25 protein-coding genes are annotated in these 23,778 nt (G+C 53.6%); 18 read left to right on the top strand and 7 right to left on the bottom strand.

The window, feature by feature from the left end:
- Nucleotides 1–147: 147 nt before the first annotated feature.
- On the top strand, nucleotides 148–384 hold the full coding sequence (locus CU081_RS13205) for a YecH family metal-binding protein (protein WP_003859673.1): 237 nt from the start codon (nucleotides 148–150) through the stop codon (nucleotides 382–384).
- Nucleotides 385–420: 36 nt separating this feature from the next.
- Here the strand turns inward: CU081_RS13205 and ftnA are convergent, their stop codons facing one another.
- On the bottom strand, nucleotides 421–918 hold the full coding sequence (gene ftnA, locus CU081_RS13210; protein ID WP_003859676.1) for a non-heme ferritin: 498 nt from the start codon (nucleotides 916–918) through the stop codon (nucleotides 421–423).
- Nucleotides 919–1,118: 200 nt separating this feature from the next.
- Nucleotides 1,119–1,457, bottom strand: a complete 339-nt coding sequence (yecR, locus tag CU081_RS13215; RefSeq protein ID WP_003859678.1) for a YecR family lipoprotein — start codon at nucleotides 1,455–1,457, stop codon at nucleotides 1,119–1,121.
- A 245-nt stretch (nucleotides 1,458–1,702) separates the two neighbouring features.
- On the opposite strand from yecR, the gene CU081_RS13220 reads away from it, so the two are divergent.
- On the top strand, nucleotides 1,703–2,341 hold the full coding sequence (locus CU081_RS13220) for an RpiB/LacA/LacB family sugar-phosphate isomerase (RefSeq protein WP_003859680.1): 639 nt from the start codon (nucleotides 1,703–1,705) through the stop codon (nucleotides 2,339–2,341).
- Between the two features lie 43 nt (nucleotides 2,342–2,384).
- Here CU081_RS13220 and CU081_RS13225 read toward each other — a convergent pair whose 3' ends face one another.
- Nucleotides 2,385–3,803: an MFS transporter gene (locus CU081_RS13225; RefSeq protein ID WP_003859681.1), complete on the bottom strand. Its 1,419-nt coding sequence runs from the start codon at nucleotides 3,801–3,803 to the stop codon at nucleotides 2,385–2,387.
- 214 nt (nucleotides 3,804–4,017) lie between these two features.
- Between CU081_RS13225 and azuC the strand changes: the two genes are divergently transcribed.
- Complete coding sequence (gene azuC, locus CU081_RS13230; protein WP_003859682.1) at nucleotides 4,018–4,101, top strand: stress response protein AzuC; 84 nt, start codon at nucleotides 4,018–4,020, stop codon at nucleotides 4,099–4,101.
- 106 nt (nucleotides 4,102–4,207) lie between these two features.
- Nucleotides 4,208–4,459 (top strand): DUF2766 family protein, encoded by a 252-nt coding sequence (locus CU081_RS13235; RefSeq protein ID WP_003859683.1) that lies wholly within the window; start codon nucleotides 4,208–4,210, stop codon nucleotides 4,457–4,459.
- A gap of 80 nt (nucleotides 4,460–4,539) precedes the next feature.
- Here CU081_RS13235 and CU081_RS13240 read toward each other — a convergent pair whose 3' ends face one another.
- Together CU081_RS13240 and CU081_RS13245 are read right to left on the bottom strand one after the other, a co-directional pair.
- Nucleotides 4,540–5,883, bottom strand: coding sequence for an anaerobic C4-dicarboxylate transporter (locus CU081_RS13240; RefSeq protein ID WP_003859684.1), 1,344 nt, complete (start codon nucleotides 5,881–5,883; stop codon nucleotides 4,540–4,542).
- Between the two features lie 574 nt (nucleotides 5,884–6,457).
- The gene (locus CU081_RS13245) at nucleotides 6,458–6,961 is read right to left on the bottom strand and encodes a non-heme ferritin-like protein (RefSeq protein WP_003859685.1); all 504 of its coding nucleotides are present in this window, start codon (nucleotides 6,959–6,961) and stop codon (nucleotides 6,458–6,460) included.
- A gap of 502 nt (nucleotides 6,962–7,463) precedes the next feature.
- Here CU081_RS13245 and CU081_RS13250 point away from each other — a divergent pair.
- The 6 genes from CU081_RS13250 (at nucleotide 7,464) to otsA (ending at nucleotide 14,264) form a co-directional block, all read left to right on the top strand.
- Nucleotides 7,464–8,021 carry a DJ-1/PfpI family protein gene (locus tag CU081_RS13250; RefSeq protein WP_003859686.1) on the top strand — a complete coding sequence of 186 codons (558 nt, stop codon included), beginning with the start codon at nucleotides 7,464–7,466 and terminating at the stop codon, nucleotides 8,019–8,021.
- Between the two features lie 316 nt (nucleotides 8,022–8,337).
- The gene (gene araF, locus CU081_RS13260) at nucleotides 8,338–9,327 is read left to right on the top strand and encodes an arabinose ABC transporter substrate-binding protein AraF (protein WP_003859687.1); all 990 of its coding nucleotides are present in this window, start codon (nucleotides 8,338–8,340) and stop codon (nucleotides 9,325–9,327) included.
- Between the two features lie 71 nt (nucleotides 9,328–9,398).
- A complete protein-coding gene (gene araG, locus CU081_RS13265) occupies nucleotides 9,399–10,913 on the top strand; it encodes an L-arabinose ABC transporter ATP-binding protein AraG (protein ID WP_003859688.1) in 1,515 nt (504 codons plus the stop codon).
- 14 nt (nucleotides 10,914–10,927) lie between these two features.
- The gene (gene araH / locus CU081_RS13270) at nucleotides 10,928–11,908 is read left to right on the top strand and encodes an arabinose ABC transporter permease AraH (RefSeq protein ID WP_003859689.1); all 981 of its coding nucleotides are present in this window, start codon (nucleotides 10,928–10,930) and stop codon (nucleotides 11,906–11,908) included.
- 153 nt (nucleotides 11,909–12,061) lie between these two features.
- Nucleotides 12,062–12,865, top strand: a complete 804-nt coding sequence (otsB, locus tag CU081_RS13275; protein WP_003859690.1) for a trehalose-phosphatase — start codon at nucleotides 12,062–12,064, stop codon at nucleotides 12,863–12,865.
- Nucleotides 12,840–14,264: an alpha,alpha-trehalose-phosphate synthase gene (otsA, locus tag CU081_RS13280; protein ID WP_003859691.1), complete on the top strand. Its 1,425-nt coding sequence runs from the start codon at nucleotides 12,840–12,842 to the stop codon at nucleotides 14,262–14,264. The genes otsB and otsA overlap by 26 nt, the downstream gene beginning before the upstream one ends.
- A gap of 15 nt (nucleotides 14,265–14,279) precedes the next feature.
- On the opposite strand, the gene uspC is transcribed toward otsA, so the two are convergent.
- The gene (gene uspC / locus CU081_RS13285; RefSeq protein ID WP_003859692.1) at nucleotides 14,280–14,708 is read right to left on the bottom strand and encodes a universal stress protein UspC; all 429 of its coding nucleotides are present in this window, start codon (nucleotides 14,706–14,708) and stop codon (nucleotides 14,280–14,282) included.
- Nucleotides 14,709–15,503: 795 nt separating this feature from the next.
- Between uspC and flhD the strand changes: the two genes are divergently transcribed.
- The 6 genes from flhD to cheW all read left to right on the top strand — a co-directional run bounded on the left by flhD (nucleotide 15,504) and on the right by cheW (nucleotide 20,909).
- Nucleotides 15,504–15,854, top strand: a complete 351-nt coding sequence (flhD, locus tag CU081_RS13290) for a flagellar transcriptional regulator FlhD (RefSeq protein WP_003859693.1) — start codon at nucleotides 15,504–15,506, stop codon at nucleotides 15,852–15,854.
- Between the two features lie 2 nt (nucleotides 15,855–15,856).
- On the top strand, nucleotides 15,857–16,435 hold the full coding sequence (gene flhC, locus CU081_RS13295; protein ID WP_003859695.1) for a flagellar transcriptional regulator FlhC: 579 nt from the start codon (nucleotides 15,857–15,859) through the stop codon (nucleotides 16,433–16,435).
- Between the two features lie 123 nt (nucleotides 16,436–16,558).
- Entirely contained in the window at nucleotides 16,559–17,446 is an 888-nt protein-coding gene (gene motA / locus CU081_RS13300) for a flagellar motor stator protein MotA (RefSeq protein ID WP_003859696.1), read from the top strand.
- Entirely contained in the window at nucleotides 17,443–18,372 is a 930-nt protein-coding gene (motB, locus tag CU081_RS13305) for a flagellar motor protein MotB (protein WP_100185492.1), read from the top strand. The genes motA and motB overlap by 4 nt, the downstream gene beginning before the upstream one ends.
- Before the next feature lie 4 nt (nucleotides 18,373–18,376).
- The gene (gene cheA, locus CU081_RS13310) at nucleotides 18,377–20,386 is read left to right on the top strand and encodes a chemotaxis protein CheA (RefSeq protein ID WP_003859698.1); all 2,010 of its coding nucleotides are present in this window, start codon (nucleotides 18,377–18,379) and stop codon (nucleotides 20,384–20,386) included.
- A gap of 19 nt (nucleotides 20,387–20,405) precedes the next feature.
- Nucleotides 20,406–20,909, top strand: coding sequence for a chemotaxis protein CheW (cheW, locus tag CU081_RS13315; protein ID WP_003859699.1), 504 nt, complete (start codon nucleotides 20,406–20,408; stop codon nucleotides 20,907–20,909).
- A 45-nt stretch (nucleotides 20,910–20,954) separates the two neighbouring features.
- Here cheW and CU081_RS13320 read toward each other — a convergent pair whose 3' ends face one another.
- Nucleotides 20,955–22,214: a dicarboxylate/amino acid:cation symporter gene (locus tag CU081_RS13320; protein ID WP_003859700.1), complete on the bottom strand. Its 1,260-nt coding sequence runs from the start codon at nucleotides 22,212–22,214 to the stop codon at nucleotides 20,955–20,957.
- 425 nt (nucleotides 22,215–22,639) lie between these two features.
- On the opposite strand from CU081_RS13320, the gene CU081_RS13325 reads away from it, so the two are divergent.
- Both CU081_RS13325 and CU081_RS13330 read left to right on the top strand, forming a co-directional pair.
- The gene (locus CU081_RS13325) at nucleotides 22,640–23,212 is read left to right on the top strand and encodes a Csu type fimbrial protein (RefSeq protein WP_003859701.1); all 573 of its coding nucleotides are present in this window, start codon (nucleotides 22,640–22,642) and stop codon (nucleotides 23,210–23,212) included.
- Between the two features lie 7 nt (nucleotides 23,213–23,219).
- Entirely contained in the window at nucleotides 23,220–23,768 is a 549-nt protein-coding gene (locus CU081_RS13330) for a Csu type fimbrial protein (RefSeq protein ID WP_032609535.1), read from the top strand.
- Nucleotides 23,769–23,778: the final 10 nt, after the last annotated feature.

The raw sequence follows: 23,778 nt of genomic DNA on the forward strand, positions 1-23,778 counted from the left end.
CAGAGTAAGGGAAAAGCCCCGTCTCGTCAAATCACCGTTACATAGGGTGTAAAAATTAATTTACAAAAAGAAAAGGGTAACCTGAGCCAGCGCAAAGCGTGCCGTGGAGGGAGCGTTTAGTCTGCTTTTTATTTACGAGAGGTAACCATGTCAATTCACGGACACGACGTGCTGAATATGATGATTGAGTCAGGTGAGCGGTATACGGAGGAGAGTCTGGTTGAGGCGATACATGCCCGCTTTGGCGAAGCGGCGCGTTTCCATACCTGTTCAGCTTCGGAGATGACGGCCGCGGAGCTGGTGGCGTTTCTGGCGGCGCGCGGAAAATTCATTCCGGCAGCAGACGGATTTTCCACTCACGAAAGTAAAATTTGCCGTCATTAAATAAAACGGTGCTGAAAACTCAGCACCGCTTTTCTGTTAATTCTGCGTGTCGAGCGTCGACAGCTCTTTATCAATGAAGTACAGACCTTCCCCGGATTTACCTGCCAGAGATAATTTATCCAGCACGGATTTAAACAGCTTCTCTTCTTCGTGCTGTTCAGCCACATACCACTGAAGGAAATTAAAGGTTGGATAATCCTGGCTGGTCATGGCGGCATGAGCCAGTTCATTAATTTTCTGGGTGATCAGCTGTTCGTGCTCATAGGTGGCGCGGAACAGTTCATCAAGAGAGCCGTATTCGGCAAAAGGGGATGCCACGTTATCAATACGCGGCAGGCTGCCGGTGTCCGTCAGGTAATCAAACAGACGCTGCATGTGCGTCATCTCTTCCTGGGCATGACGACGCAGGAAGGCGGCCGCTCCTTCAAAGCTGTGATAGCTGCACCAGGCGCTCATCTGCTGATAAAGCAGGGAAGAAAAAAGCTCAAGATTCATTTGCGCATTGAGCTTGTCGATCATTTCAGTTTTTAACATGGTGCAGCTCCGGTTTATTAATTCTGGTTCACGATGAGCGACACTATAATTTGTTATTTAATTATTTGCAAAAAGTAAAATAAATATTTCTTTATTAAAAATACGAATGGGAATAAAACGCATTGCCGATATTTATATTTATTAATGAGAATTGTTTTAGTTCTTATTAAATAAACTGCCAGCGTGACTGGCAGTAGCGGTTAATACCACGGATTCTGGCTGGAAGAGGTAACAGCATATCCCTGACATTTATACTGAATGGTCACACTTTCGTTCAGACAGAGTGAACCGCTGATCAGGGTGCAGGTTTTAATTGGCTGCCCGTAGGCTGACGCGGTGGCGTAGCCCATATGTTGACAGGCTTTGGTTGCCGTACCGTTATTAACATACTCATCAGACCAGGCGTTTTGCAGCATGGCCTGGCCATAGTCGAGGCGCACAATTCCGTTTGGGGCATCCGTACTGCTGATTTCTGCCTGACGGTTGATACTGCACCCAGCGAGCAACAGGATCGTTCCGGCTATGATTATACGTTTCATGGTTCACTCTGCGTGACGGGAAATACGCCATTGTAACCAACGCGATGTGACGCAATGGCCGGAATAGCCGGAGGATCTGCCCTCTCACTGTGCAACGAGCCGGGCCACCGCGCGAAATTGTGAGCGCATCTTTGTTTTTTAAAACAAGTTTTCACTTAATTTGAAAGTGTGTTTGTTTGATAGTAAGGTTAAGTGGAAAAAGTATCCACAGCGGGATCGCCCGCCATGCATTCAGGAGAGACAAGATGAAAATTGCACTGATGATGGAAAACAGCCAGGCCGCTAAAAATCCCATCATCCTTAATGAGCTGAAAGCCGTTGCTGATGAGAAAGGTTTCCCGGTCTATAACGTCGGTATGAGTGATGAGAACGATCATCATCTCACCTATATTCACCTGGGCATCATGGCGAGCATTCTGCTTAACGCTAAAGCTGTCGATTTTGTTGTCACCGGCTGCGGTACCGGGCAGGGCGCGTTGATGTCCCTGAACATCCATCCGGGTGTGATTTGCGGTTACTGCATCGATCCTGCGGATGCCTTCCTGTTTGCGCAAATCAACAACGGTAACGCGCTTTCTCTGCCTTTTGCAAAGGGCTTCGGCTGGGGGGCAGAACTGAACGTACGCTTTATCTTTGAGAAAGCGTTTACCGGACGCAATGGCGAAGGTTATCCACCAGAGCGTAAAGAGCCGCAGGTGCGTAACGCCGGGATCCTGAACCAGGTGAAAGCGGCGGTGGTGAAAGAAAACTATCTGGATACCCTGCGAGCAATCGATCCTGAGCTGGTTAAAACCGCCGTCTCAGGCCAGCGCTTCCAGCAGTGCTTCTTCGAGAACTGCCAGGACAAAGAGATCGAAGCCTTCGTGCGCGGTATTGTTGGCTGATTCCGTTTTGCCGGGCGGTGCGTTGCCTGCCCGGCAGATAGCGTTACTTTTTCGATGAGACCGCGCTGCCTGCATCTTTGGTCAGACGCAGCGTGTCAACCATTCCCACCAGGCAGATTAGTGCGATCGCCACAAATGCCAGCCGGAAGCTCATTCCCGGCATGCCGGCAATCCCCATCGCCTCACTGACTTTTTCCCCGATACGAATACCAATCGCCCCGAGCGTGATCCCAAGCCCCACGGCAAGCTGCGTTGCGGTTGAAAACAGAGTATTGGCATAGCTCATCTGCACCGATGGCACATCCGCAAAAGCCAGCGTACTGATGGCTGTAAACTGAATCGAACGGAAAACGCCGCCCAGATAGAGGATCAGCATGACGAGCCACGCGGGCGTCTGCGGCGTCAGAAACGCGCAGGCCAGCAACGCCAGGACATTCAACGCACCGTTAATCAGCAACAGCCGCTTAAACCCCAGGCTGCGGATAAGCGGCGTCGTCGCCGGTTTAATGGTGAGATTGCCAACGAAAACCGCCAGCACCAGCAGGCCCGAATGGAACGCGTCCATGCCAAAGCCGACCTGGAACATCAGCGGTAACAGGAACGGAACCGCGCTGATGGAGGCGCGAAACAGCGATCCGCCATACAGGGTGACGCGAAACGTCGGCACCTGCATCGCATCGAGTCTGATCATCGGCCAGGTTGTCCGCTTAAAGTGACGCAGTGCCAGACTTAACGCGACGATACCGACGATAAACAGCGTGGCGGTTAATCCTGTTCGCAGAGGCTCTGCGCCCATCAACTCCATCGCATAAACCAGGCTCACCATGGCAAGGGTGGTGACAACAAAACCCGGTAAATCAAACGGTCGGCGCGTATCTTCATGCAGGTCTGGAATGATGCGCAGTGCCAGCAAAATGGCGATTATCCCCAGCGGCACGTTAATAAAGAAGATCCAGCGCCAGTCGGCATAGCTGGTAATGAACCCACCCAGCGGCGGGCCGATGATCGGCGCGACCAGCGCAGGCCACGTCAGGGTGGCGATTGCCGTGATGAGCTGATGTTTTGGCGTGGTGCGTAGCACGGCCAGGCGACCCACGGGCACCATCAGCGCGCCACCCATGCCCTGAAGGACGCGCATCGCGACGAACTGATCGAGCGTGGTGGACAGGCCGCAAAATACCGAGGCCAGCGTGAAGATTGCCAGCGCGAGGGCAAACACTTTTCGCGCGCCGAAGCGGTCGGCGATCCAGCCGCTGGCGGGGATCAGCACGGCCAGGGTGATCAGGTAGGCGCTGATGCCGATATTCAGATCCACGGCCTGTACACCGAAGCTTTTTGCCATGTCCGGCAGCGCGGTGGCAATCACCGTCCCGTCCAGAAACTCCATAAAGAAAGCACCGGCCACCAGCAGCGCCGCAGGCGATAATCCACGGCTCTCTTTGCCGGATACGTTTTCACTCATTCTCTTCCTGCCCGCTCAAAAAATTTTATAAACATTTACTGGAATTTATAAGACTGTAACGTGCAGATTTATCATGGCTTTTTTTAACAAACCAGCAGCACTGAGGGTTTAATAACCGTGATGCAGGTCACAAAATGGTTGATTTTTGTGATGGTGGTCATATTATAAGCGTATTGACAATAACACCTGCATAACACGTTACTGGAGCAACATAATGAAACTGCGCAAAATCCTGAAAAGCATGTGGGCAAACTACTGCACAACGTTTAAAGACGTCCCACCGGGTGCGATGTTCTGATAAAAAAACCTGCTTCGGCAGGTTTTTTTATGTCTGCGGACGACGAGAGGGAGATGGAAGGGCGTCTGTTTTGCTACTATGGCGGCCTTTGAATAAGGAGAACCCCATGTCACAAAACCTGAGCGCCGATCAGGAACTGGTATCTGACGTCGTCGCCTGCCAGCTGGTTATCAAACAAATCCTTGATGTGATTGACGTTATCGCGCCGGTTGAGGTACGCGAAAAGATGTCGACCCAACTGAAAAACATCGATTTCACCAACCATCCTGCTGCGGCGGACCCGGTTACGCTCCGCGCGATCCAGAAAGCGATTGCGCTGATTGAACTCCGCTTCACACCGCAGGGTGAGTCACACTAAAATAAACCGATGTTTTAAAATTAGAAACCCTTTTCTGCTTTTACGTCGAAGGGCGACAAAGCCTGTCGCCCGCAGAAGGATCAGAAGAACGTCTGCACCAGCAGATAGCTCACCACGCAGGCACAGCTGACGCCAATCAGCCCCGGCAGAATAAAGCTGTGGTTGATGATGAATTTACCGATGCGGGTGGTACCGGAGCGATCGAATCCGATACAGGCCAGATCGCTCGGATAGGTCGGCAGCACAAAGTAGCCGTAGGATGCCGGGAAGAAGGCCACCAGCATTTTCGGATCGATGCCCAGCATCAACCCCATCGGGGCGACCGCGGTCAAGGCCGCAGCCTGGCTGTTGACCAGTTTTGATACCAGGAACAGCACGATGGCATACGTCCAGGGATGACTCTTCACCACCCCCTCCAGCGCCATTTTCAGCTCGTCGAGATGCGCCTGAAAAAAGGTATCGCTCATCCACGCCACGCCAAACACCGAGAAAATCGCGACCATCCCCGCCTTAAATACCGCCCCGTTTGAAATGGCCGACGCATTCACCTTGCAGGTCATCAGCATGATGGCCCCGGCGATCAGCATCATCATTTGAATGACAAGGTTCATCGACAGGGCTGTCATTTTCCCTTTGATCTCAAACGCCGGACGCAGCTCGGGCAGCGCACCCAGCAGGACCACAACGGCAATCCCGGCGAAGAAGATCCACGTTGACCAGTAGGCCTGTTTCGGGAAACGCTGATCCATCAACGTCTCCGTTCCTCCATAGATAAACTCCCGCTGTTTCGGATCTTTCAGCTTTTCCTGAAATTCAGTATCGTCTGCGAGGTTTTTCCCCCGGCGCAGGCTCCACAGTGCCGCAATGGCGACGCCAGACAGTGAGGCCGGTACGGAAACGGCGAGGATTTCGAGGATCCCCCACGCGTGACCGATGCCGTGCTGCGCACCCAGAATCGAGACCAGCGAAACGACGGCCACGGAAACGGGGGAGGCGGTGATCGCCATCTGAGAGGCCACCGAGGCCACCGCCATCGGCCGTTCCGGGCGAATGCCTTTTTTCAGGGCGATATCCGCGATAATGGGAAACATGGTGTAGACGACGTGACCGGTCCCGCAGAGGAAGGTCAACATCCAGGTGGTAAACGGTGCGAGAAGGGTGATGTGTTGGGGATGTTTACGCAGCAGGCGCTCTGCAAACTGCATCATTACATTAAGGCCACCGGCGGTCTGTAGCGTGGCCGCACAGCCGATGACGGCGAGGATTGTGAGCATCACGTCAACGGGCGGTTTACCGGGTTGCAGACCAAAGACAAAACTTAAAATAAACAGGCCGATACCGCTTATCAGCCCCAGGCCCATCCCGCCGAAGCGGGTGCCTATCAGCAGGCAGAGGATAATGACAATAAACTCAATGGTGATCATGATGCTCCCTCGTCAATGAATGTAATTAAACAAATCATTACACGATGTGTGGTTATTCATTGGGAGCAAGATCTGATTTGTTAAATGTCAGCAAAAGCAGGGAGTTGGTACCCACCCCCTGACGGGCTGAGGGATCCCCAGTAATTTGAAAGCAAAAGCGATAACGTTGCCTCAGAATAACTGAGGGCTTTCAGCGATGCCTCGGTCCGGCTGTAAATCGCTGAGGCGTTTCCTGTAGGCCGGGGCGAGGCGCAGGGATGCGCCGAGAGGGCGGGCTTTACAGGGATGTTACCTCCGCCCGTCCCCGATAAGCCGGAAGGAATAAGCCGAAGGCACCGCGAAGCGGCGATTTTCCGCCGGAAGCCCGGGTCGCCAGGGTGGTGGCGACTGAGCCACCCTGGCACGTTCACCGGTCATGCCGTGACAGAGTAGCAAGGAACATAAAGTGAACGGAATGACCACCAGAGCCGTATGTTCCCCCTCACCCCAGCCCTCTCCCTCAAGGGAGAGGGGGCCGTCTGTGCAGGCATTATTTTGTGGGGAACTCTCAGCCCTGACAGGAGCGGGTGAAAGATTAGTGGTGTTGCACGGTCGCAATGTCGAGAAGATGGCGGTCCGTCTGCTCCAGACAAATCCCCGCACGTTTCGCGTTGCGGATTTCATCTGCGAGCGTCTTCAGCAGCATGCCATCCTGCTGCTGCTCTCTGTCCATATCGCGTAAAAACGTGAGGGTAATGATGTCCTGTTGCGCTTTGGCTTCATCAGCCAGTTTGCTCAGCTTCGCACAGCGTTGCTCATACTCTTCGAGCGTTTTCTGGAACAGTTCTTCCAGAGAAGTGTAATTATCTTCAATCGTTTCAAGCTCTTTGACGGTAGGGTTTGCCCCGACAGCTTTCAAAAAGTTAAAGACACGCATCATGTGCGTGACGTTACTTTGCGCCTGAGTACGAAAGAAGGTGGCAGTGCCGTTGAGGCTTTTTCTGGAACACCACGCGCTCAAATGCAGATGCAGATTTGAAGCATAAAACTCCAGGTTCATCTGGGCATTCAGTTTTTGCATCATCGTTTGGGTAGTCATTCTCATATCCTTATTGACTGTGGGACTTGATGTCCGCTACTTAACCTGACCCGGCAGGTATTGACGATTGAATGGCAGAAATAGATTTCTGCAAGGTAAAAACTCGAAAATTCACTTCCTGTGTTCGATTTAAATAAGCATACGCTTCTCTTCGACTTAAGAAAACTCTTAATTGGGCTGTGTTTACCATAGATTACAAATTTAAATATAGCCCAGAATAGAAAGAAGGTTACGAGATTGGTAATTATATAACGTGTTGATTTAAAAGGGTGTAAAATCAATTCTGCTCATTTTTATCGTTTCAGGAAACGTTCTTTGGCGGGAAATTCTGTAAAAGTGATAAATCAGAAATAATATTTGCAAATATATCCTGTCGTATCAAATTTGAGCTAAATCAATTTTCACTCAATATACGGTTCTGTGATCGCGGCGCAAGATTGTAATCTGATAACGCGGGAAAATGAAACGATGTTTTACATTGTTTCATTATTTGAGGTTTATGATGGCTAACGTTGCGGTGCTGCTGGCACCTGGTTTTGAAGAAGCAGAAGCGATTATCACTATTGATATTCTGCGGCGTTTACAGATTGAGGTGGAGACGCTGGCCTGCGCGGAGTCCCGTGCGGTAGTGAGTTACCATAATATCCCCATGGTGGCTGACAGTACGTTAACGGAGCGCATTAATAAGCTGTATGACGCGGTCGTATTGCCCGGTGGGCCGCAGGGGAGCGTCAATCTTGCTGCTAACCAGGAGGTGATCCGCTTTGTTTCCGCGCATGACGAGCACGGCAAACTTATCTGCCCGATCTGCTCTGCGGCCGCGCGGGTGCTGGGCGGTAACGGGCTACTGAAGGGGCGCCGCTACGTCTGTTCCGGCGATCTGTGGCAGAGCGTTGATGATGGAGTATATGTAGATGCGCCGGTCGTGGAGGATAATAACCTCATCAGCGGCAAGGGGCTGGGGCACGCTTTTGACTTTGCGCTGACGCTCTCTGCTCATTTGTTGGGTGACGACGCCCCCGTGCGCGATCATGCTGAACACATCTATTACCGCTGGTAAATTTTCTGCCGGACGCTAAGGCGTCCGGCTTACAGGGATTTCTTAGCTGACCTTATGGATAATCCTGCTTAACTCCTTTCCATTTGTAGGACAATTACGTCCTTTTTTATGTCATTTTTCGCTGAATTTATGTACGCAATTACTGTAATTCTGCGGTGTGATGTCGCTCTCTTATGGATGATTAATTTCCCGCTAAAACTATCTCCAGCAATAACGCTTATAACAAGGTAAGCGCTAATGCCTTGTTTTAAGTCCGATTAAATAAGTTGTTCGCCATTATTCCCTACAGATAAGAATGCTTAAGCTGGAGTTTACCATGCACAAATTTACTAAAGCGCTGGCGGCCATCGGCCTGGCTGCCGTTATGTCACAATCCGCTATCGCTGAAAATTTAAAGCTCGGTTTTCTGGTTAAACAGCCTGAAGAACCGTGGTTCCAGACCGAATGGAAATTTGCTGATAAAGCCGGAAAAGATTTGGGATTTGAGGTAATTAAAATCGCCGTACCTGACGGTGAGAAAACGCTGAACGCCATTGATAGCCTGGCGGCCAGCGGTGCGAAAGGTTTCGTTATCTGTACGCCGGATCCAAAACTGGGGTCAGCGATTGCCGCGAAAGCGCGCGGTTACGACATGAAAGTGATTGCGGTGGACGATCAGTTCGTGAACGCCAAAGGTAAACCGATGGATACCGTTCCGCTGGTAATGATGGCGGCCACTAAAATCGGTGAGCGTCAGGGCCAGGAGCTCTATAAAGAGATGCAAAAACGCGGCTGGGATGTCAAAGAGACCGCCGTGATGGCCATTACCGCTGACGAGCTGGACACTGCCCGTCGTCGTACCACCGGGTCCATGGACGCCCTGAAAGCGGCTGGCTTCCCGGAAAAACAGATCTACAAAGTCCCGACCAAATCCAACGATATTCCGGGCGCCTTTGATGCGGCGAACTCCATGCTCGTCCAGCATCCGGAAGTGAAGCACTGGCTGGTGGTGGGGATGAACGATAACACCGTACTGGGCGGCGTGCGTGCAACGGAAGGCCAGGGCTTTAAAGCACCGGACGTGATCGGGATCGGCATTAACGGCGTTGACGCCGTGAGCGAACTGTCTAAAGCGCAGGCGACCGGCTTCTATGGCTCACTGCTGCCAAGCCCGGATGTCCACGGCTATAAATCCAGCGAAATGCTCTACAACTGGGTGACCAAAGGGGCTGAACCGCCGAAATTCACTGAAGTGACCGATGTGGTGCTGATCACCCGCGATAACTTCAAAGAGGAGCTGGCGAAAAAAGGACTGGGCGGTAAGTAATACGCTGTGATTGCGCCCCTCCCTCACCGTGAGGGGCCAGACGTACACACTACAGGAATCACGGAGTCGTTATGCAACAGTCTGATCCGTATCTCTCTTTCCGCGGCATCGGTAAAACGTTCCCCGGTGTAAACGCGCTGACCGATATCAGCTTCGACTGCTATGCCGGCCAGGTTCACGCCCTGATGGGGGAGAATGGCGCGGGAAAATCCACGCTGCTAAAAATTCTCAGCGGCAACTACACGCCCACCACCGGCACGCTGGCTATTCGCGGCGAAGAGGTGGCCTTTGCCGACACCACGGCAGCGTTAAATGCGGGCGTCGCCATCATCTATCAGGAGCTGCATCTCATTCCTGAAATGACCGTGGCGGAGAACATCTATCTGGGCCAGCTTCCGCATAAAAGCGGCGTGGTCAACCGCTCGCTGCTCAATTATGAAGCGGGCTTGCAGCTCAAGCACCTTGGGCTGGATGTCGATCCGCAAACGCCCCTTAAGTATCTCTCCATCGGCCAGTGGCAGATGGTGGAAATTGCCAAAGCGCTGGCGCGTAACGCCAAAATTATCGCCTTCGATGAGCCAACCAGCTCGCTCTCGGCGCGTGAAATAGAAAATCTCTTTCGCGTGATCCGCGAGCTGCGCAAAGAAGGCCGCATCATTCTGTACGTTTCTCACCGTATGGAAGAGATTTTTGCCTTAAGCGATGCCATCACCGTGTTTAAAGATGGACGCTACGTGCGCACCTTCACCGATATGCAGCAGGTTAATCACGATCAGCTGGTGCAGGCGATGGTCGGACGCGATCTGGGTGACATTTACCACTGGAAACCGCGCGAGTATGGCCCGGAGCGTCTGCGTCTGGATAACGTCAAAGCCCCAGGCGTGCGCACGCCCATTTCACTCTCGGTGCGCAGCGGCGAAATCGTCGGGCTGTTTGGCCTTGTGGGGGCAGGGCGCAGCGAGCTGATGAAAGGGCTGTTTGGCGGGACGCGCATAACCCAGGGCCAGGTTTTCGTCGACGGGAAAAAGGTCGATATTCAGAAGCCTGCGCAGGCGATTAACGCGGGGATTATGCTCTGCCCGGAGGATCGAAAGGCAGAGGGCATTATTCCGGTGCACTCGGTGCGCGACAACATCAACATCTCTGCCCGGCGCAAGTTTATCCGCGCGGGATGTCTGATTAACGACGGCTGGGAAGCGAGCAACGCGGATCACCATATCCGTTCGCTGAACATTAAAACCCCCGGCGCTGAACAGCTGATCATGAACCTGTCCGGCGGTAACCAGCAAAAAGCCATTCTGGGGCGCTGGCTATCGGAAGATATGAAGGTCATTTTGCTGGATGAACCAACGCGCGGTATTGACGTGGGGGCGAAACACGAAATCTATAACGTCATCTATGAACTGGCAAAACGTGGTGTGGCGGTCCTGTTCGCCTCCAGCGATCTGCCCGAGGTGCTGGGCGTCGCCGACCGCATTGTAGTGATGCGTGAAGGCGAAATTGCCGGTGAATTGCTGCATGAACAGGCGAATGAACAACAGGCGTTGAGTCTCGCCATGCCTAAAGTTAGCCAGGCTGTCGCCTGAGTAAGGAGTCAATGATGTCCTCTGTTACTACATCCGGAGCGCCGAAGTCGGCTTTCAGTTTTGGCCGCATCTGGGACCAGTACGGCATGCTGGTGGTCTTTGCTGCCCTCTTCGTCGCCTGCGCGATTTTTGTGCCGAACTTCGCCACGTTCATCAATATGAAGGGGCTGGGGCTGGCTATCTCCATGTCCGGCATGGTGGCCTGCGGAATGCTGTTCTGCCTGGCCTCCGGTGATTTTGACCTGTCGGTCGCCTCGGTGATTGCCTGTGCAGGCGTCACCACTGCCGTGGTGATCAACATGACCGAAAGCCTGTGGATCGGCGTGCTGGCCGGGCTGCTGCTCGGCGTGTTGAGCGGCCTGGTGAACGGGTTTGTCATTGCGCGCCTGAAGATTAACGCCCTGATTACGACGCTGGCGACCATGCAAATCGTGCGCGGTCTGGCCTATATCATCTCCGACGGCAAAGCGGTCGGGATCGAAGACGAGCGTTTCTTCACGCTGGGCTATGCCAACTGGCTGGGGCTGCCTGCGCCAATCTGGCTGACGGTAGGCTGTTTGATCCTGTTCGGTTTCCTGCTCAACCGCACCACCTTTGGCCGAAATACCCTGGCGATTGGCGGCAATGAAGAGGCGGCGCGTCTGGCGGGTGTCCCGGTCGTACGGACCAAGATCATTATCTTCGTGCTTTCCGGGCTGGTATCGGCGGCGGCGGGGATTATTCTGGCGTCGCGCATGACCAGCGGCCAGCCTATGACCTCCATTGGTTATGAGCTGATCGTTATCTCAGCCTGCGTTTTGGGGGGCGTTTCCCTCAAGGGCGGCATCGGAAAAATCTCATATGTGGTGGCGGGGATCCTGATTCTGGGGACCGTGGAGAACGCCATGAACCTGCTCAATATTTCTCCGTTCTCTCAGTACGTCGTACGCGGCCTGATCCTGCTGGCAGCGGTGATCTTCGACCGTTACAAGCAAAAAGCGAAGCGTACCGTCTGATTTATTTTTAGCCACTAACCTGCTCAACTATTAACCATAGTTGACCCCCTGACCGGCCCGCCAGTTTTGCTGACGGGCCGGTTGCTAAATGGCGAGCACCGTCACACTGTCTATACTTACATGGCTGTTTTGTTCACTGTAAGGAGGATTAGGGTGGCTGACTTGTTAACCGCACCGCCTGTACTGCCCGGAAAATTTGCTTTCTTTTTTGACCTCGACGGGACGCTCGCCGGGATTGAACCGCATCCGGATGACGTTGTTGTACCGGACACGGTGTTAGAGAATTTGCAGCAGCTCTCCCGACAGAACGAGGGGGCACTGGCATTGATTTCAGGGCGCTCAATGGCCGAGCTGGACGTGCTCGCCAGTCCTTATCACTTTCCGCTGGCCGGTGTGCACGGAGCGGAGCGCCGCGATATCCATGATCAACTGCATATAGTTTCACTCCCCGACACGCTGATTCAGGCGCTGCATGCGCAACTCTCTTCGGCTCTGGAAATGCTTCCCGGTACGGAACTGGAAGCCAAAGGCATGGCTTTTGCGCTGCACTACCGTCAGGCGCCCCATCATGAGGCGGCGATATTTTCGATAGCAAGAAGCGTGGCCGAAGCCCATCCGGAGCTGGCGTTACAGCCGGGTAAATGTGTGGTCGAGATTAAACCGGCAGGAATTAACAAAGGCGCTGCCATTGCAGCGTTTATGGCGGAAGCGCCGTTCAAAGGGCGTACGCCAGTCTTTTTTGGGGATGACCTGACCGACGAGGCCGGGTTCAGGGTGGTAAACCAGGCCCAGGGCATGTCTGTCAAGGTTGGATCTGGTGAAACCATTGCCGGATGGCGGCTGGATAATGTCGCCAGCGTCTGGCAGTGGATATCTGACGTCGCTAACCAGCAACAACAACAAATAGCGCAAAACAACGGGAGAAATCATTATGGGTCGCTTAGTCGTCGTCTCTAATCGCATCGCACCGCCGGATGATAAAAAAGCCAGTGCCGGTGGCCTGGCGGTCGGGGTATTAGGTGCCCTCAAAGCCGCGGGTGGTCTCTGGTTTGGCTGGAGCGGGGAAATCAGTAACGAAGAGAAACCGCTAAAAAAGGTGTCACGGGGCAATATCACGTGGGCCTCCTTCGCCCTTAGCGAGAAGGACTATGATGAATATTATTCCGAGTTCTCAAACGCCGTGCTGTGGCCAGCGTTTCACTATCGTCTGGATCTGGTGAAATTCCAGCGTGAATCCTATGAAGGCTACATGCGCGTCAACGCGCTGCTGGCAGATAAACTACTGCCGCTGATCGAAGAAGACGATATCTTATGGATCCACGATTATCATCTGCTGCCCTTCGCCAGGGAGTTGCGGAAACGGGGTGTGAATAACCGAATCGGTTTCTTCCTGCATATTCCGTTCCCGACCCCGGAGATCTTTACGGCGCTGCCGCAGCACGAGGAGATCCTGGAGGCGCTGTCAGATTACGACCTGCTCGGTTTCCAGACGGAAAATGACAGGCTGGCCTTCCTCGACAGCGTGTCGGGCAAAACCCGGCTGGTCACTCACGGCGGTAAATCTCATACTGCGTGGGGACGAAATTTCCATACCGAAGTCTACCCAATCGGTATTGAGCCAGACGAAATTGCCGAGCAGGCCTCCGGTCCGCTGCCGCCGAAGCTTGCCCAGCTCAAGGACGAACTCAAGCACGTTAAGAATATCTTTTCGGTTGAACGACTGGATTATTCCAAAGGGTTGCCGGAGCGATTCCTCGCCTATGAAACCCTGCTGGATAAATTCCCGCAGCATCATGGCAAGATCCGCTACACCCAGATAGCGCCGACCTCGCGCGGTGAGGTTCAGGCCTACCAGGATATTCGTCACCAGCTTGAGACCGAAGCAGGGCGCATCAACGGGCGCTATGGCCAGCTCGGCTGGACTCCACTTTTCTATCTGAATCAGCATTTTGAGCGCAAAATACTGATGAAAGTGTTCCGCTATGCGGACGTCGGGCTGGTCACGCCGCTGCGCGACGGGATGAATCTGGTGGCAAAAGAGTATGTAGCAGCACAAGATCCTGCTGACCCGGGCGTGCTGGTGCTGTCCCAATTTGCCGGTGCGGCAAACGAGTTAACCTCAGCGCTGATTGTGAACCCTTACGATCGCGATGACGTGGCAAATGCCCTGAATCGCGCGTTAACCATGCCGCTTGCGGAACGCATTTCACGTCATTCGGAAATGATGGAGACCATCGTCAAGAATGATATCAACCGCTGGCAGGCGCGTTTTATTGACGATTTACGCGCGATCCAGCCGCAAAGTCAGGAAGGTGATCTGCAAAAAAAGATCGCGACCTTCCCTAAACTCGCCTGATTTCCTTCGGGGGCATTAATTGCCCCCGAGAGGCACCAGCAGGACATCCACCTGGCTTGACGAAACGATGGATTTTGCCGAGCATGCCGCCCGGGAAAAAAAGCTCTGGTTATGATTTCCGCAAATGACCAGGTCAATATTCTGTTTCCGACAAATGTCGAGAATATGTTCACTTAATTCCCCGGTGGCAATCACCGTCTGATGGACAGGATAGTTTGCCCGCTCAACCAGCTCGCGCAGAAATTGCTGCGTTTCTTCCTGAAGAACCTCACGAATATCTTCCAGCATAGGCGCTGCCAGTTGGTTATACATTTCGGGTTCAGCTGCCAGGGTGATCAGACTTATGCGGGCGTTGTTCGGGCGGGCAATGGAAACGGCACGGGCGACGAGTTGATGACTTTCTGGGGAAACCGCAACAGAAACAAGAAGATGGGAGTAACTCATCACACACTCCTTTTATGTCAGAATGACACGTTTCTCAAGCTTTACCGCGAATCTGCCGCTTCTGCAAGAGGTACATGCGACAATAGTGTGAACCTTATCATAATTATTCATTAATTATTCTTATAAGAAGAATAACGAAATGGCGGCGCTAAATGAAAGTAATTAACAACTTAACGTAAATCACACATTTAGCCTTCCATGCTGTTAAATCGCGTTAACCGATCGTCAACGCAAGCGTGATGCTGACCCCTGGAAGCTCCTGTCTCGAATTGAAAGCTTAACCTGCTGTTTTTACTTAATTAACTCTGGCTGTTCCCTGACGTTCGCGCCCGTTCAGACGCGGAAGGGCAGCGCTTCTCCGACATAGCAATTTTCATACCCGATCCACTCATCCCTCTGCATGAGTATTCGTTCCACAAGAATATAACCAAGCTTTGGTTGCTCAATAAATAGTCAAATTACAAGTCATGCTGATGGATTTATGGGTTACATTCGCGTAAATTATGTGACGAAGATCACATTTTTTTTAAATTCCAGGGGGGCTGCATTGTATGTGTCAAAACTGACGAGTAGAGTTTGCGTCGAATTAGGAAAAATCTTAGTTATTTGTAAGAAAAGATAAAATGTGTAACCGACATTTTGGCCATGTTAACCGGTCACGCGCTTTACGACGTACAAACCTAAATTCAACTATGCATTTGGCCTTTTCTTTTTATACCGGGTGATTTCCCGGCGACATCACGGGGTGCGGTCTTTCCGCATAAAAATAATAGTTGGTTATTCGGGATGGGAAAAATGCATACATCCGAGTTGCTAAAACATATTTATGACATCAATTTGTCGTATTTATTGCTCGCGCAGCGTTTGATTAGTCAGGACAAACCGTCAGCGATGTTTCGTCTGGGTGTTAACGAAGAGATGGCAACCATGCTGGGTGGATTAACCCTCCCGCAAATGGTCAAGCTGGCTGAAACCAATCAACTTGTCTGCCAGTTCCGTTTTGATAACCCGCAGACCATTACGCGTCTGACTCAGGAATCCCGCGTGGACGATCTGCAACAAATCCACACCGGTATTCTTCTCTCCACCCGCCTGCTCAACGAAATCAGCCAGCCTGATGACGTAGCCCGGAAGAAAAGGGCTTAACAATGAGCGAAAAAAGCATTGTTCAGGAAGCCCGTGATATCCAGCTGGCAATGGAACTCATCACGCTGGGCGCGCGTTTACAAATGCTGGAAAGCGAGACGCAGTTGAGCCGTGGTCGTCTGATCAAGCTGTACAAAGAATTGCGTGGTAGCCCGCCGCCAAAAGGCATGCTGCCGTTTTCCACTGACTGGTTCATGACCTGGGAGCAGAACATTCATGCTTCCATGTTCTGTAACGCCTGGCAGTACCTGCTTAAAACGGGTTTATGCAGCGGCGTTGATGCCGTGATCAAAGCCTACAAACTTTACCTTGAGCAATGCCCGCAGCAGGAAGAGGGACCTCTGCTGGCGCTGACCCGCGCCTGGACGCTGGTGCGTTTTGTTGAAAGCGGCATGCTTGAATTGTCGCGCTGCAACTGCTGTGACGGCAATTTTATTACCCACGCGCATCAGCCTGCGGGCAGCTTCGCCTGTAGTTTGTGCCAGCCTCCATCCCGAGCCGTAAAAAGACGTAAACTTTCCCGGGATGCTGCCGATATTATTCCACAACTGCTGGATGAACAGATCGAACACGCTGTTTAACCCGAACCTGTGGGCAAGATTCCAGCAGCGGTAAGCGATTACCGCTGCTTTTTTTTACCCTGCGTTCAGGTCTCGCGCTCGAAATGAACGTCCTGCCATAGTCACTAGCGGAAGGATGATGTCGTGCTTATCTTATTAGGTTACCTGGTAGTTCTCGGTACAGTTTTCGGCGGTTACATGATGACCGGCGGGCACCTTGGAGCACTCTATCAACCGGCTGAACTTGTCATCATCGGCGGTGCAGGGGTAGGGGCTTTTATCGTTGGTAACAACGGTAAATCGATCAAGGGCACGCTGAAGGCGATTCCGCTGCTGTTTCGTCGCTCGAAATACACCAAAAGCATGTATATGGATCTGCTGGCGCTGCTCTATCGCCTGATGGCGAAGTCACGTCAGCAGGGGATGTTCTCGCTGGAGCGGGACATCGAAAACCCGAAAGAGAGCGAAATTTTCGCCAGCTACCCGCGTATTCTGGCCGACGCGATGATGCTCGATTTTATCGTCGATTACCTGCGCCTGATCATCAGCGGCAACATGAACACCTTCGAAATTGAAGCCCTGATGGACGAAGAGATTGAAACCCATGAGAGCGAATCCGAAGTGCCGGCCAACAGCCTGGCGCTGGTGGGCGACTCGCTTCCGGCGTTTGGCATCGTGGCGGCGGTAATGGGCGTGGTACATGCCCTGGCCTCGGCGGATCGCCCGGCGGCTGAACTGGGCGCGCTGATTGCCCACGCGATGGTGGGGACGTTCCTCGGTATTTTACTGGCCTACGGCTTTATCTCCCCGCTGGCGAGCGTGCTGCGCCAGAAGAGCGCCGAAACCACCAAAATGATGCAGTGCGTGAAAATTACGCTGCTCTCAAACCTCAACGGTTATGCCCCGCCGATCGCCGTCGAATTTGGTCGTAAGACGCTCTACTCCAGCGAACGTCCGTCGTTTATCGAACTGGAAGAGCACGTGCGCGCGGTGAAAAACCCCAACCAACAGACGACAACTGAGGACGCATGAAAAACCAGTCCCATCCGATCGTCATCGTAAAAAAGCGCAAGCATAAGGGGCACGGGCACGGTTCTCACGGCTCCTGGAAGATCGCGTACGCCGACTTTATGACCGCCATGATGGCGTTCTTCCTGGTGATGTGGCTGATCTCCATCTCCAGCCCGAAAGAGCTTATCCAGATTGCGGAATATTTCAGGACGCCGCTGGCGACGGCGGTCACCGGCGGGCCGCGCATTTCGAACAGCGACAGCCCGATCCCCGGCGGCGGTGATGATTACACCCAGCAGCAGGGCGAAGTGAAAAAACAGCCTAACATCGACGAGCTGAAAAAACGAATGGAGCAGGCGCGCCTGAAAAAACTGCGCGGTGACCTGGATCAGCTGATTGAAGCGGACCCTAAGCTGCGCGCACTGCGTCCGCATCTGAAAATTGACCTGGTACAGGAAGGGCTGCGTATTCAGATCATCGACAGCCAGAACCGGCCGATGTTTAAAACCGGCAGCGCCGATGTCGAGCCCTACATGCGCGATATTCTGCGTGCGATTGCACCGGTACTGAACGGTATTCCTAACCGAATTAGCCTGTCCGGACACACGGATGATTTCCCGTACGCCACGGGAGAGAAAGGATACAGCAACTGGGAGCTTTCTGCCGATCGCGCCAACGCCTCGCGTCGCGAGCTGGTGGCGGGTGGGCTTGATGATGGCAAGGTCCTGCGCGTGGTCGGCATGGCTGCAACCATGCGCCTTACCGACCGCGGACCGGATGACGCCATCAACCGTCGTATCAGTCTTTTAGTGCTGAACCAGCAGGCGGAGCAGGCCATCCTGTATGAAAACGCCGAAAGTCAGAATGAGTCACTGGACGATTTAAAACAGCCTGGGGCCGTCCCTTCGGCTGCCGTTCCAACATCGCCACCAGCCAATCCGAGGTGATAGCGTGAGCATGGATATTACCGATTTTTACCAGACATTTTTTGATGAAGCCGACGAATTGTTGGCCGATATGGAGCAACATTTGCTGGATCTGGTGCCCGAGGCGCCGGACTCAGAACAGCTCAATGCCATCTTCCGTGCGGCGCATTCCATTAAAGGCGGAGCCGGAACGTTTGGATTTACCATTTTGCAGGAAACCACCCATTTAATGGAAAACCTGCTGGATGAAGCACGACGCGGTGAGATGCAGCTCAATACCGACATTATCAACCTGTTTTTGGAAACGAAAGATATTATGCAGGAACAGCTCGACGCCTATAAAAGTTCGGCAGAGCCTGATGCCGCCAGCTTTGAATACATCTGCAACGCGCTGCGTCAGTTAGCGCTGGAAGCCAAAGGTGAGGCGTCTGCGCCCGCTGTCCCTGCGGCAAAACTGAGCGTTGTTGACGCCGTGGCCGAACCCGCTACGGCGCCTGACGCGCCCGCAGGAAAACTGCGCGTGGTGCTGTCACGTCTGAAGGAGAACGAGGTCAACCTGCTGGAAGAGGAGCTGGGGAACCTGGCGACGCTCAGCAACGTGGTGAAGGGCAAAGACAGCCTGGCCGCGACGCTTGACGGCGGGATCGGTCAGGATGACATCGTGGCAGTGCTCTGCTTCGTCATTGAAGCGGATCAGATTGCGTTTGAAACCGAGGCGGCGGCCGTTGAAGCGCCAGCTCCGGCAGAGAATACCCCTGCGGTAGTTGCCGCTGCCCCGGCACTGAAAGCCGTGCCAAAAGAGACGGCTGCCCCGGCCCGCGGTGAAAAACCGGCGGCGCGTTCCAGCGAGTCCACGAGCATTCGCGTGGCGGTGGAGAAAGTGGATCAGCTAATCAACCTGGTGGGTGAACTGGTGATCACCCAGTCGATGCTGGCCCAGCGTTCCAACGAGCTGGACCCGGTGACTCACGGCGATCTCATCACCAGCATGGGCCAGTTACAACGTAACGCCCGCGATTTGCAGGAATCGGTGATGTCCATCCGCATGATGCCGATGGAATATGTCTTCAGCCGCTTCCCGCGCCTGGTGCGCGACCTGGCCGGCAAGCTCAACAAACAGATCGAACTCACGCTGATGGGCAGCTCCACCGAGCTGGACAAGAGCCTGATCGAACGCATTATCGACCCGTTAACGCACCTGGTGCGTAACAGCCTCGACCACGGCATCGAGCTGCCGGAAAATCGCGTGGCAGCCGGAAAATCGCCCGTGGGCAACCTGATCCTGTCAGCGGAACATCAGGGCGGCAACATCTGCATCGAAGTGACCGATGACGGCGCGGGCCTGAACCGCGAGCGCATTCTGGCGAAGGCGATCTCGCAGGGAATGGCTGTCAACGAAAACATGACGGACGAAGAAGTGGGCATGCTGATTTTTGCCCCGGGCTTCTCAACCGCAGAGCAGGTCACCGACGTTTCCGGCCGTGGCGTGGGCATGGACGTGGTGAAACGTAACATTCAGGAGATGGGCGGTCACGTTGAGATCCAGTCTAAGCAGGGTGCAGGCACCACGATTCGTATCCTGCTGCCGCTGACGCTGGCCATTCTTGACGGCATGTCCGTTAAAGTGGCGGACGAAGTCTTTATTCTGCCGCTGAACGCGGTGATGGAGTCCCTCCAGCCGCGTGAAGAAGATCTGCATCCGCTGGCGGGCGGGGAGCGCGTGCTCGAAGTACGCGGCGAGTATCTGCCGCTGGTGGAACTGTGGAAAGTGTTCGAAGTGGACGGGGCAAAAACCGAGGCCACGCAGGGTATCGTTGTGATCCTGCAAAGCGCCGGACGCCGCTACGCGCTGCTGGTTGATCAGCTGATTGGTCAGCATCAGGTGGTGGTTAAGAACCTGGAAAGTAACTACCGCAAAGTGCCGGGGATCTCTGCTGCCACCATCCTGGGTGATGGTAGCGTCGCGCTGATCGTCGATGTATCGGCACTTCAGGGATTAAATCGTGAACAACGTGTGGCGAACACAGCCGCCTGATTAAGTAAAAGGTAATAACATGACCGGTATGAGTAACGTAACGAAACTGGCGGGCGAGCCATCGGGGCAGGAATTCCTGGTTTTCACTTTAGGTGATGAAGAGTACGGTATCGACATCCTGAAAGTGCAGGAAATTCGTGGTTACGACCAGGTAACGCGCATTGCGAACACGCCAGCGTTTATCAAGGGTGTGACCAACCTGCGCGGTGTGATTGTGCCTATCGTGGACCTGCGCGTGAAGTTCAGCCAGGGCGATGTGGAGTACAACGATAACACGGTGGTGATCGTCCTGAATCTGGGGCAGCGCGTGGTGGGGATCGTGGTGGATGGCGTGTCTGATGTACTGTCGCTGACCGCAGATCAAATCCGTCCTGCGCCGGAGTTTGCGGTCACGCTGTCGACGGAATACCTGACGGGGTTGGGTGCGCTCGGCGAGCGTATGCTAATTCTGGTGAATATTGAGAAGCTGCTGAACAGTGAAGAGATGGCGCTGCTGGATATTGCGGCGAATCATGTAGCATAAAATGAAGCCGGGTAAGCGTCAGCGCCACCCGGCTCTTTTGTATCCTTACGCCTCCTGCTCCACCAGCTCTGCCTCCGCTTCCCGCGCCCCTTCATTCTGCGACAGCATCGCTGTCGCAATCCCGTTCCCCAGCACGTTAATGGCGGACCGTCCCATATCCAGGAAATGATCAATCCCCATCAGCAGCAGGATCCCGGCCACCGGAATGTTAAAGCTCGGAATGGTTGCCGCCAGCACCACCAGCGACGAGCGCGGTACACCCGCAATGCCTTTCGAGGCCAGCATCAGCGTTAACATCAGCACCGTCACCTCGGTGAAACTCAGGTGAATGTTGTACGCCTGGGCGATAAACATTGAGGCGAACGAGCAGTACACCATGGAGCCGACCAGGTTAAACGAGTAGCCGATCGGCAGGACGAAAGAGGCGATATTCCGTGAACAGCCGAAGCGCGCTAACTGCTCCAGCGTTTTCGGGTATGCCGCTTCAGAGCTGCTGGTGGTAAACGCGACCAGCACCGGATCTTTCAGCATCGCCACCAGACGAAAAATCTCTTTTTTCAGCACCATGTAACCTACCGCCAGCAATACCAGACAGGTCAGAAGGATCGCCACATAGTAACCGCCAATAAACGAGGCATAGTTCAGCAAAATGCCCAGCCCCTGGGTGGCAATGACGGACGAAATTGCGGCAAAAATGGCCAGCGGCGCAACGTACATCACGTAGCCCGTCACCTTCAGCATAATGTGGGAGACCACATCCAGCGCCGCGACCAGCGGGGCGTTGAATTTTTGGCCCAGTGACGCGCCGCCAATGCCGAAGAACATCGAGAAGACCACAATTTGCAGGATCTCATTGTTCGCCATCGCGCCGGCAATGCTGGTTGGAATGGTGTGTGACAGGAAGGCTTTCAGCGACATCCCACTAACGGCCAGGCCGGTATCAACCGTCTCTGTGGGTATGCTCAGGTTCAGACCGCTGCCGGGTTGTTCAAGGGTAACAATAAACAGCCCCACCAGAATGGAAAGCACGGATGAGCTGATAAACCACACCATCGCTTTACCCCCGACGCGCCCAATCGTCGACGTTTCACCCAGCTTCATAATGCCCACCGTCAGGGTGCTGAACACCAGCGGTGCAATCACCATCTTAATCAGCCGCAGGAAAATATCGGTCAGTAGCGTAATGTTCTCCGACCAGGCCTGTATCGCGTCGGACGAAGCATACTCATGGATCGCCGCACCTGAAAGAATACCCGCCAGCATGAAAATCACGATGAAGAGCGTGAGTTTGTTTGCACTTGCCACAAAAAATCCTCTATGCGCTAAAAGAGTTTCCTGCGTCGATGCATACAAAATTTTTATTTAAGCGCAGGAAAATATTCGAGGCATAAATTGAAGTAAAGCTGCGTGAGTTACAACTTGTTTTTAATTTTTATGAAATTCGTTGTTTTTATCATAACGATATATTGTGATGCAGATCACATTACACGCGATATATCCTCAGATTAAGCAAGAATAATGCCCGTTTTATTTTGCTAACTCTTTGTAATGTTTGTTAATAGTCTGTTAATTGGGGGCGGGTGTCTCACCTTCGTTGAAAGTGGTTGAAGCGTGAACCATAAACTAAATTCTCAGTAACCGCGCCGGGGAATGTTTAAGCGGGGCTAACATACTGAACAGTATGAATAAAATATGGCAAGCGGACCATTATTTCTTCTGGAGGGTGGTAAATGAAAAGAAAACTTCTTTTTATCTGCGCGGGTACACTGCTGACGGCGGCGACTGTCGGTCAGGCGCTGGCAGTCACCAGTAGCGGTACTATCGGGGCGACGCTGACGTTGACGAACGGTTGTTTGATCAACGGCTCGCCAACGCAAAACGGCATTAACTTCGGGACACTCGATTTCGGGACCCATCCTGCGACATTCTCCACCCTGACAACCCAGTTAACCGGGGCCAGCGGCGGAAATACCTTTACCATTCAATGTACCACTGCCAGTTACACGGTGGCGATCACCGGCAACACCAACGCGACCGCACCCGGAACCGTTGTCGGCACCCCCGGCACACCCGCCCGATATCTGGTGAACACCGCCAATGCGGCACAGGGCGTGGCATACAGCCTCTATAGCGACAGCGGGTACAACAACGTGATTGCTAACAACGCCGCGTTGCCCGTAGCTTCCACAGCGGGCGGGGTGAACAGCTATACCCTCTACGGGCGCATAACGGGCGGCGGCAATAGCGTAACGGTTGTACCGGGAACCTATACCGACACGATTAACGTCAGCGTCACCTACTGATTCAGCCATGAAGGCATTGTGTTTATGTCTGCGCGAAAGCGCAGAGGGCGTCGTGCACCCTTTTTTGGCCCTGATCGTCGGGCTGATGATGATCTGCGACGCCAGGGCGGTGACATCCCAGTCCTTCAGGGTGAGCGCGACGGTAGTACCAGGATGCTCGGTGAGTACCGGCACGGGCGGGCGCTTTGGGACGCTGGATTTTGGAACCCGCAATGGCGTGGACAACACGCCGGTCAGCACCAGCTTTGTCGCCGACGGCGCGTTGTCCATCGCCTGCACACCGGGTGTGGCGCTAAGTATGAGCATTAACGGCGGTCAGAATTATAGCTCTGTGAGGCGGATGACGCGTTCAGGCGGGACAGAGGTGGTCGGTTACCGGCTCTACAGCAGCAGCTCACTGGCCGCGAACAGTGAAATTGGCGTTAACCAGGCCATACCGATTACCTATACCAACAGCAATAACATCGCGCTGCCTCTTTTTGGCGTCGCGCTCCTGACGGGGTTTAGCCTGCCGGGAACATATTCAGATCAACTCACCGTGACCTTGTCATGGTAGGAAAGGGAGA

The organism is Enterobacter sp. CRENT-193, from assembly GCF_002787395.1.
GTDB lineage: Bacteria > Pseudomonadota > Gammaproteobacteria > Enterobacterales > Enterobacteriaceae > Enterobacter > Enterobacter hormaechei_C.